An 8532-nucleotide genomic window follows, 5' to 3' on the forward strand; every position below is an offset into this window, starting at 1 on the left:
GAGTAAGGCCCCATGTAGATTACATGGTTGATAGGCAGCGTGTGTAAGCGCAGCAATGCGTTCAGCTTAGCTGTACTAATAGGCCGAGGGCTTGGCCATTACAATCCTGATTTACCCCCCGCTGTGCGGTTCTCCATGTGCATTTGTGCACAAGTTTGCTGGTGATAATGCCGGAGAGGGTACACCCGTTCCCATCCCGAACACGGTAGTTAAGCTCTCCAGGGCCGACGGTACTTGGGGCACAAGCCCCCGGAAGAATAGGTCGTCGCCAGCTTATTCATAAAGCCTCCGAATCCTAAGGATTCGGAGGCTTTTCCACTTTCGGCATTTGACAACCGGCCTCGCCCCGTATACACTATGGCCTTGGAAGGATCGTCTCGAGGCCCCCCATGCTCAGAGAACTCGCCGAACTCGCCAAGTACCGCGAACTGCTCCTGAATCTCGTCATCCGGGACATCAAGGTCCGCTACAAGAACTCGGTCCTCGGGTTCTTCTGGTCGCTCCTCAACCCGCTGATGCAGGTCGCGGTGATCACCGTCGTCTTTAAGTTCGTCGGGTTCGCGGACAAGATCCCGAACTACTCCGCCTACGTGCTCTGCGCGTTCCTGCCGTGGACCTTCTTCCAGATGTCCGTGCTCGATGCCGCCCAGTCGGTCCTCCAGCATGGCGACCTCGTCAAGAAGACGTACTTCCCGCGCGAGGTGCTCCCGGCCTCCTTCGTGATCTCGAACCTCGTGCACTTCATCCTGGCGCTGGGTGTGTTCTTCGTCTACCTGCTGATCCTGGGGACGCCGATCCTGACGACCTGGCTCCTGCTCCCGCTGGTCGTGCTGATCCAGTTCATGCTGACGATGGGCGTCGCGTACATAGTCTCGTGCCTGAACGTCTACTACGAGGACGTGAAGTACATGGTCACGGTGTTCCTGAACCTGCTCTTCTACCTCACGCCGATCATCTACTTCGTCGAGATGGTGTGGACGCCCGACTTCGCCACGCGCATCCCGGAGTATTACCGCCCGCTCGGAGTCGCGCTGGCGAGGATACACTATATGAACCCGCTCTCCCTGCTGATCACCACCTATCGGAAGATCCTGCTCCCGCCCGCCAACATCCCAGGCCTGCCGGACCTGCCGCTCAACTATGGCTATCTGACGCTGGCGGGCGCGATGTCATTGGTCGTCCTGATCGCAGGCTACCTGTTCTTCAACAGCAGGAAGCACCGTTTCGCGGAGATGCTCTGATGGTGCCTGACACAGCCCACACACCGACAGTCCTGAGTAGCGAAGCGTATCGAAGGACGGCCTTCCTGCATCGAGCCGTCCTTCGATACACGCCGTCACTCATCGGCGCACTCAGGACTATCGGCTCCGTAGGGAATGACATCCTGGGAGAAGCAAGCTAGTGCCGATGGAAGCTGTCATCATCCGAGACCTGCACAAGTCGTTCCGGCTGAGCCACAACAAAGGCGGCAGCCTGAAGTCGCTCGCGACGTCGTTCCGGCGGAGCACCGTCGAGGAAGTTCATGCGCTTAGAGGCGTCAGCTTCACGGTGGACGCGGGAGAGACTCTCGCCATCATCGGCAAGAACGGCTCCGGGAAGAGCACGCTCCTCGGCACGATGACCGGCATCTACCGCCCGACGAGCGGCGACGTGATCATGAACGGACGCGTCTCATCGCTGCTCGATCTCGGCGCGGGATTCCACCCGGACCTCACCGGCCTGGAGAACATCTACCTCAACGCCTCGATCCTCGGGATCAGTCGCCGGGAGATCCGCAAGCGGCTCGACGCAATCATCTCGTTCGCGCAACTGGAGCGGTTCATCGACGCGCCGATCCGGACCTACTCGAACGGGATGGTCCTGCGCCTCGGGTTCGCCATCGCCACTCAGATCGCCCCCGACATCCTGCTCGTGGACGAGGTGATCGCGGTCGGTGACGAGGAGTTCCAGCAGAAGTGCTACGCGAAGGTCCGCGAGATGCAGCAGGCCGGCAAGACGATCATATTCGTCTCCCACGACCTAAGGGCGGTCCGCACGGTCGCCAACCGCGTCCTCTGGCTCGACGCAGGCGTCATCCGCCAAGACGACGGCGTCGCCCCCGTCCTCGATGCCTACCTCGCTCACGCCCACGAGGCGGATCCGCATTCTGACTCCTGACTCCTGTCTCCTCCCCCTGGTATTCCTACCTGTTTTCCGGCCAATCTCTTGACGTCTGCCGTCAGCAGTAGTAGACTGGCGGTAGTTCCATTTTCCCACCGCAGCCCACCAGAACCACCATCTTTCGTGTACGATGAAGCAAGGAGTGATACTATGCGGTCACACAGCTGGCTCATTCTCATCCTGACATGCGCGTGCGCCCTCGGGCTTTCGATACCGGCGTGGGCGGTCGGGCCGACGGTTTCGAACGTCAGCGGCCACCAGCGGGCGGACGGGTCGCACATCGTGGACATCTACTACGATCTCGCCGATACGGACTCCACCCTGCTTCAGGTGTCAGTGAGGGTCTCGAGTGACGGCGGAAACAGCTATCCCATCACGCCTTCCTCCATCGCCGGCGACGTAGGCCCAAACGTCCGACCGGGCACGAGTCGGCACATCGTTTGGGACTGCGCAACCGACCTGCCAGGTGCCTTTGGGACAACGTATCGCGCTGCGGTAACCGCCAGTGATGAGACGGCGTCCGGATCGAACTGGACCATGCCTCTTCCCGGCGGCAGGAGCATCGAGATGGTCTACGTCCCGGCGGGGTTGTTCCTGATGGGTGGGTCTGGACAGCCTGGCGACGCAGGCGGGTCAGACGTACTGCCACAACACCCAGTCTACCTGTCGGGGTACTGGATCGGCAAGCATGAGGTCACGCGTGGGCAATACAATCGATTCATGCTAGCGGGGGGGTACTACCATTCTGAGTATTGGTCAGCAGAGGGGTGGGCCTGGAAGGGCAGCAGAAATCAGCCTGATGCATGGCTGCCTCTACAAACCTGGGCAACGGGGTGTGAGGGGGAGTACCGGACTTTTGTGCAGACAGATAACCACCCGGTTGTCGGCGTGAGCTATTATGAAGCCGAGGCGTTCGCCAAGTGGGCAGGATGTCGCCTGCCTTCCGAGGCGCAGTGGGAGAAGGCTGCACGATGGGATGGACACCCTCGGATATGGCCCTGGGGGGATGTTTGGGACGTGGAAAGATGTAACAATGCCGCTAACTACACCGGTGACACGCTCTATCCTGGTGCACAGACCGCTCCTGCCGGAAGCTATCCGCTGGGCGTAAGCCCATATGGGTGCCACGATATGGCTGGGAACCTGATGGAGTGGTGTAGGGACTGGTACGATGCTGCATACTACCAGTCTTGGCCCCCGGGCGGCTGGATTGATCCAGAGGGTCCGGGCAGCGGAACGCAGCGTGTTCAGAGGGGCGGTGATTGGCAAGCCTATGGGACGCCAAGGTGTGCCGACCGGAGCTATGAAGGCCCCGGGGTTTCTCATCGCTATGCTGCTTACTGTAATCGCTGGCAGGTGTACGGTTTTCGCTTGGCACGCTGATCAGATCGGACAAACGCTCGTCGCAGTGCTGACTCTCCTGAGGTTTCATCCAGGTGAGCTGCGAATGCATCGAGGAAATCGCCGAATGAGAAGATGGACGAGTCTAGCAGTATCAGTAATAGCCGTTTCGATCTGGCTCCTTGTCCCCGCCGACGCGGACACTGAGTACTCGCCGGACTTCGCCATCGAGAACCGGGCATACGTCCCCGGGGGAACGCACACCGCTCTCTCCAGCCTCTTTGCGGTGGACAACCGCACCCTCGGCGGCGGCAACAGCAGCACCGGTTTCACCGGCCTGTTCACGGTTGACAACACGGGTCAGGCTGCGATTCCCGGGCCTGCCGTGACCGAAGCGATCAGTCCATACAGCAACGACGCATCCGATCAACTCCTGCGAGGTCAACTTCACTTCCACTCGATTCAGGACATCGACAAGTTGGTCGGAGGTTACCTTGTTGGAATGTACTATGGTGGGCCACCCGGAGCGGTCCTCGCATGGATGAGATCCACGTGGAACCTCAACGAGGTCGTGAACCACTACGCCATCCCGGGTCACTACGACTTCGTCGCCATTTCCGATCACGACTACTTTATTACCACTGTCGGGGCGGGCATTTGGGACCCCGGCGCTGACTCGACCTCGGGGGTGGTCTGGGGCCGGCGAAGCACGGAACTCACACCAATAGACTCAGAGTTTCCGCACGTGTTGGCGCTCGGCATGAACTCCGGTACCAGCGTCTCGGGTCTCTCGCAGGGCCTTCCCAGCAGCGACTGGTATGCTCACGTGGGTCTTAGAATAGAGCATATCAAGAGCAATGGCGGCCTTGCGCTGATCGCGCATCCGAACGACAAGGGCAAGAAGGTTGTCTTCGACTATGACTTCTCTGTGAGCCCTGAGCGCCTGCGCTACCTCTACGACCACTACACGCCCGACGGGATTGCGGTGAACGACGCGCAGGAGCTCTGGAACAGTGCGCTTAGGGCCGGCTACACCACGGTCTGGGGGTATTCCGAAGAGGACTTCCACCCCCATCAAGGGGTTCCCATTGGCGGCAAGGCGTGGGTTGGAGTGCCGGGGACTGCCGCAGACTCCTGGGAGACCATTGAGGACAAGCTTGTGTCAGGGAACTACTACAGCTACTGGATGAACAGGGGCGTGGCAGGGGAGTCCCTGATTCCCGGCATGAGGGTCACACATTCCATCAGCGGTGGGCATCCGCTCATACGTGTCGAGATCAACGGCTACTCCGACAATGCGTCTCCGCGGGTCACGTTTGTCCACGCTAAGGGCGAGAGCGCGCCGACATACCAGGAACGGACTGAGACCTGGAATCTCGTCTCGGGTGGATACGTCTACAATGCTCGCGCCGACTACCAATGCAGGGGCTACGAGCGTTTCGTTCGTGCATACGCAGAGCTCGAGATGTCCGGCGGGCGTACCCTGTGCATGGCTTCGCAGCCGATCACTATCACAGCCTCCAATCCGGTGGAGGCCGTAAGGTCTTCGACTCAGGCGCAGTCAACTTCCAGCTCGCTCATAGTCAGCTACCTTGCGACCGAGGAGAGTCCACCTCCGCCCGCAGCTGGATACATCGGCCACGCATTCGAAGTCTCCACTTCCGATGGCCTTGTACCTCCTGACGCGACTCTGGAGCTCTCCTACGAGGGCGAAGACCTCTCGGCGATCGGTCGGACGCAGTATCTTGCCATCTACTTCTACGATGAGGGCGCGAACGAATGGGTCAAGGTCGGCGGGACGATCGATCCTGAGGCAGCGACCATCCGGTGTCCGATAACCGCCCTCGGGAAGTACACTGTGAGCGCCGACCTGCCGGAGGACACCGTAGTTCCGCAGATCTGGATAGACAACCCCTCCCACGGAGCCCAGGTCACTGCCGATACAACGGTCAGGGCGACCGTGAATGACGACCTCGGAGCCTGGACGGTATCGTTCTATATGAACGGCCACCTGGTCGCGAAGGACTGGAATGCCCTTGACTTCTGGACCGCGAACCTGCGGGTGGCCGACTACTGCGAGGGCGATTGGACGCTGTCCGCGGTCGCTGAGGACAGATCAGGCAACACCGAGGCGACGGAGATACCGGTGCACGTCGATTCCGCAACGCCTCCGCCGACCGTCAGCATTACCAGCCCGACAGGCGGCGCCAACCTGAGCGGGGTGACCGCCGTGGCGGGGAACTGCTGGGATGACGTTGCAGTGGCAGAGGTCGGCCTCTATGCTGATGACATGCTCGTTGGCTTCGGCGACCTCGACGGCTCCAGCGGCTGGTCGGCGGAGATAGACACGACCTACCTCGCGAACGGATCGCGAACACTCACTGCCGTCGTCCACGACTACCCCGGCAACGAGGCTGAGGCGACCGTGAGCGTGAACCTGAACAATGGCGAGGCTTCCATCGGCAGCCTCAGAGGAACGGCGGACGGGCAGTTCGTCCGCACGGCCCCTGCCGTCGTCACCGCCGGGACCACCGATATGGGCGGCGCATACTTCTACGTCGAGTCGGCCGATAGGAGCGCGGGCATACGCGTGGCGAGCGACGTGGTCGTGTCGGAGGGCACCGAGGTCCGCGTCGCGGGAACGCTCGGCACGTCGAACGGCGAGCGGCAGATCACGGCCTCGGATGTCTTCATCGCCTCGACTGGGAACCAGCTCCCCGGTCCGCTGGGGAATATCGAGAGATCGCTCATGATCGGCCTCGATCCTACCGGACTCCTCGTCCGCACATGGGGGAAGGTGACGCAGGTGGGCGACGGCTACCTCTACATCGACGACGGGTCGGGGTTGAAGGACGGGACCTCGACCGGCGCGGAGGAGAACGTCGGGGTGCGGGTGATCTGTGACCCGGCGGGGTATTCGAGCGGCGACAAGGTCGAGGTCACCGGCATCAGCTCCTGCTTCCAGACGCCTTCCGGGATCGCCCGCCGCATCCTGATCCGCAAGCCGGAAGATGTTCGCAAGCTGATCGGGCCTTGATTCCGAAATCTCAATACTGCCGGCTCCAGGAGTGGAATCCGCCCTTGCCGGACGACCCTACCGGGCAGTCGAACGACGACGGGGTGCCTTTGCTCTTCGGCACGGAGACGACCATCTTGCAGTACCTGCACTTGTACTGCACCGGCGCGTTCCGCTCGGCCTCACGCTGCATCTCCCTGATCTGATCCTGCTGGCGGCGGATTTCCTCCTGCTGGCGTGCCATCTCGGCCGCCTGGGCGCGCTGGGCCGCCTCCTGTTGTCGGAGGATATCCTGATTCCGCTTCGCGGCCTCGGCCTGCTGACGGATCACTTCCTGCCGGGCGCGTTCCGCGGCCTCGTTCTGCCGGATGAGGTCCTGCTGTTGTCTGCGCGCGGCCTCCTGCCGGCGAAGCAGTTCCTGGTTCTGGCGCTGGAGGTCCGCCAGGAGCCGCGCCTGCGTCGAATCCGGCTTCCCGACGACGACCGGCTGCTGCTTCTGGAGCCGCTGATGCTCCTCGTATATCCGCTGCGTCGCCTTCTGCTGCTCAGCGAGCTGCCGCCCAAGCTCCTCGATCCGACTCTCCTGGCCCCGCGCGCCCGATGACGGACGCTGAATGGGAGTCGGAGCCGTCTGAGTCCCCGGACTGAGCTGGCGCTGGGGCGGCGCGGTCTCGGTCTGGCTCGACGAGGCCCGCCCGGAAGGGACCGGCGGCAGTGACGACGTCTCGGCGGGAGGCTTCTCGCGGCATCCCGCGGAGGCCAGCATTATCATGACCGGCAGAACAGCGCGCGCCAGGAGACTCGTTCTCATGTGCCTCACCTCGGAGATGGATGCCAAAAGGCTTGGTGGTCCTCAATCTTTTTCTATATGTTAGCACGGATTCGCCCTCCAGTCCACATCTCCTTGCCGGTTGGGAGCCTCGGAATCCGCCGGCGACGAAGGATTCCCGGCCCCCGCGCGGTGAACTATCTGGTAGACAACCACCGAGTCGGGCGGAGCATCTTCCCTGACTGTCCAGGATGGAGTTGGGGATGGAGTTGTACTCCATCCCCAACGATAGAGTGTCCTCGCAGCACGCATTCTGCAGGAGAGCCATGAGCGCAGCAAAGCGGAAACGAAGCGCTATAGACCGAGCTAACACGCGGAACGGACTGCTGTTCTGCGCGCCGGCGATCGTCGGGCTCGCGGCGTTCACCGTCTATCCAGTCATGTCGCTACTCTACTACAGTTTCTGCCGGTACTCCGCGCTCAAGCCGCCGCAGTGGGTGGGGCTGGGGAACTACCAGACCCTCGTGCACGATGCGCTCTTCTGGGAATCGATCTACAACACCGCATATTACACCGTGCTCGCCGTCCCACTCGGCATCGTCGTCGCACTCGCGCTGGCCATCCTGCTTAACACCAAGGTCAGGGGCATGGCGTTCTACCGAACGATCTTCTACATCCCGTCGATCGTGCCCGTCGTCGCAAGCTCGGTGCTCTGGATCTGGCTGCTCAACCCGGACTACGGACTGGTCAACCTCGGCGTAGACTGGCTCGGCGGGATATCGCAGAGCCTCGGGCTGCCCGGTTTCTCCGGTCCCGGATGGCTCCGAAGCATACAATGGGCCAAACCTGCCCTCGTCCTGATGAGCACGTGGGGCGTCGGCGGATCGGTCGTGATCTACCTCGCCGGCCTGCAGGATGTCCCGCAGGACCTCTATGAGGCCGCGAGCCTCGACGGCGCGTCCCCGTGGCAGAAGACCTGGCACATCACGGTGCCGTTTATGAGCCCGTACATATTCTTCACGACCGTCATGGGGATCATCGGCGGCTTCCAGTACTTCACCCAGGCGTGGGTGATGACCGGCGGCACGGGCGGCCCGGTGAACTCGACGATGATGTTCTCGATGTACCTGTTCCGCAACGCGTTCCAGCTCTTCAAGATGGGATACGCCTGCGCGATGGCCTGGCTCCTGTTCCTCGCGATACTTGCGGCGACGCTGCTGCTTTTCCGGTCGAGCGCGAGGTATGT

Annotated in this window: 6 protein-coding genes and 2 rRNA genes; 7 read left to right on the forward strand and 1 reads right to left on the reverse strand. The window is 61.8% G+C overall.

The annotated features are described in order from the left end of the window. The 6 genes from KBC96_14955 to KBC96_14980 form a co-directional block, all read left to right on the forward strand. Positions 1-99 (forward strand): 23S ribosomal RNA (locus tag KBC96_14955); the annotation flags it as partial. A 58-nt stretch (positions 100-157) separates the two neighbouring features. Continuing rightward, positions 158-274 (forward strand): 5S ribosomal RNA (gene rrf / locus KBC96_14960). A 115-nt stretch (positions 275-389) separates the two neighbouring features. Beyond that, the gene (locus tag KBC96_14965; GenBank protein MBP6965693.1) at positions 390-1241 is read left to right on the forward strand and encodes an ABC transporter permease; all 852 of its coding nucleotides are present in this window, start codon (positions 390-392) and stop codon (positions 1239-1241) included. 160 nt (positions 1242-1401) lie between these two features. After that, complete coding sequence (locus KBC96_14970; GenBank protein MBP6965694.1) at positions 1402-2157, forward strand: ABC transporter ATP-binding protein; 756 nt, start codon at positions 1402-1404, stop codon at positions 2155-2157. 153 nt (positions 2158-2310) lie between these two features. Continuing rightward, complete coding sequence (locus KBC96_14975) at positions 2311-3543, forward strand: formylglycine-generating enzyme family protein (GenBank protein MBP6965695.1); 1233 nt, start codon at positions 2311-2313, stop codon at positions 3541-3543. A gap of 85 nt (positions 3544-3628) precedes the next feature. Next, positions 3629-6538 (forward strand): hypothetical protein, encoded by a 2910-nt coding sequence (locus KBC96_14980; GenBank protein MBP6965696.1) that lies wholly within the window; start codon positions 3629-3631, stop codon positions 6536-6538. Between the two features lie 10 nt (positions 6539-6548). Here KBC96_14980 and KBC96_14985 read toward each other — a convergent pair whose 3' ends face one another. Continuing rightward, positions 6549-7328, reverse strand: coding sequence for a hypothetical protein (locus KBC96_14985; protein ID MBP6965697.1), 780 nt, complete (start codon positions 7326-7328; stop codon positions 6549-6551). Between the two features lie 284 nt (positions 7329-7612). Between KBC96_14985 and KBC96_14990 the strand changes: the two genes are divergently transcribed. Next, the coding region (locus KBC96_14990; protein ID MBP6965698.1) for a sugar ABC transporter permease at positions 7613-8532 on the forward strand (920 nt) is incomplete at its 3' end.

This window comes from Armatimonadota bacterium (genome assembly GCA_017993055.1).
Classification (GTDB): Bacteria; Armatimonadota; UBA5829; order DTJY01; family DTJY01; genus JAGONM01.

What these genes read in the sequence shown, in the direction of transcription:
- KBC96_14980 (MBP6965696.1), top strand. Translation starts at nt 3,629, where the DNA reads ATGAGAAGATGGACGAGTCTAGCAGTATCAGTAATAGCCGTTTCGATC.
- KBC96_14965 (MBP6965693.1), top strand. Translation starts at nt 390, where the DNA reads ATGCTCAGAGAACTCGCCGAACTCGCCAAGTACCGCGAACTGCTCCTG.
- KBC96_14985 (MBP6965697.1), bottom strand. Translation starts at nt 7,328, where the DNA reads ATGAGAACGAGTCTCCTGGCGCGCGCTGTTCTGCCGGTCATGATAATG.
- KBC96_14975 (MBP6965695.1), top strand. Translation starts at nt 2,311, where the DNA reads ATGCGGTCACACAGCTGGCTCATTCTCATCCTGACATGCGCGTGCGCC.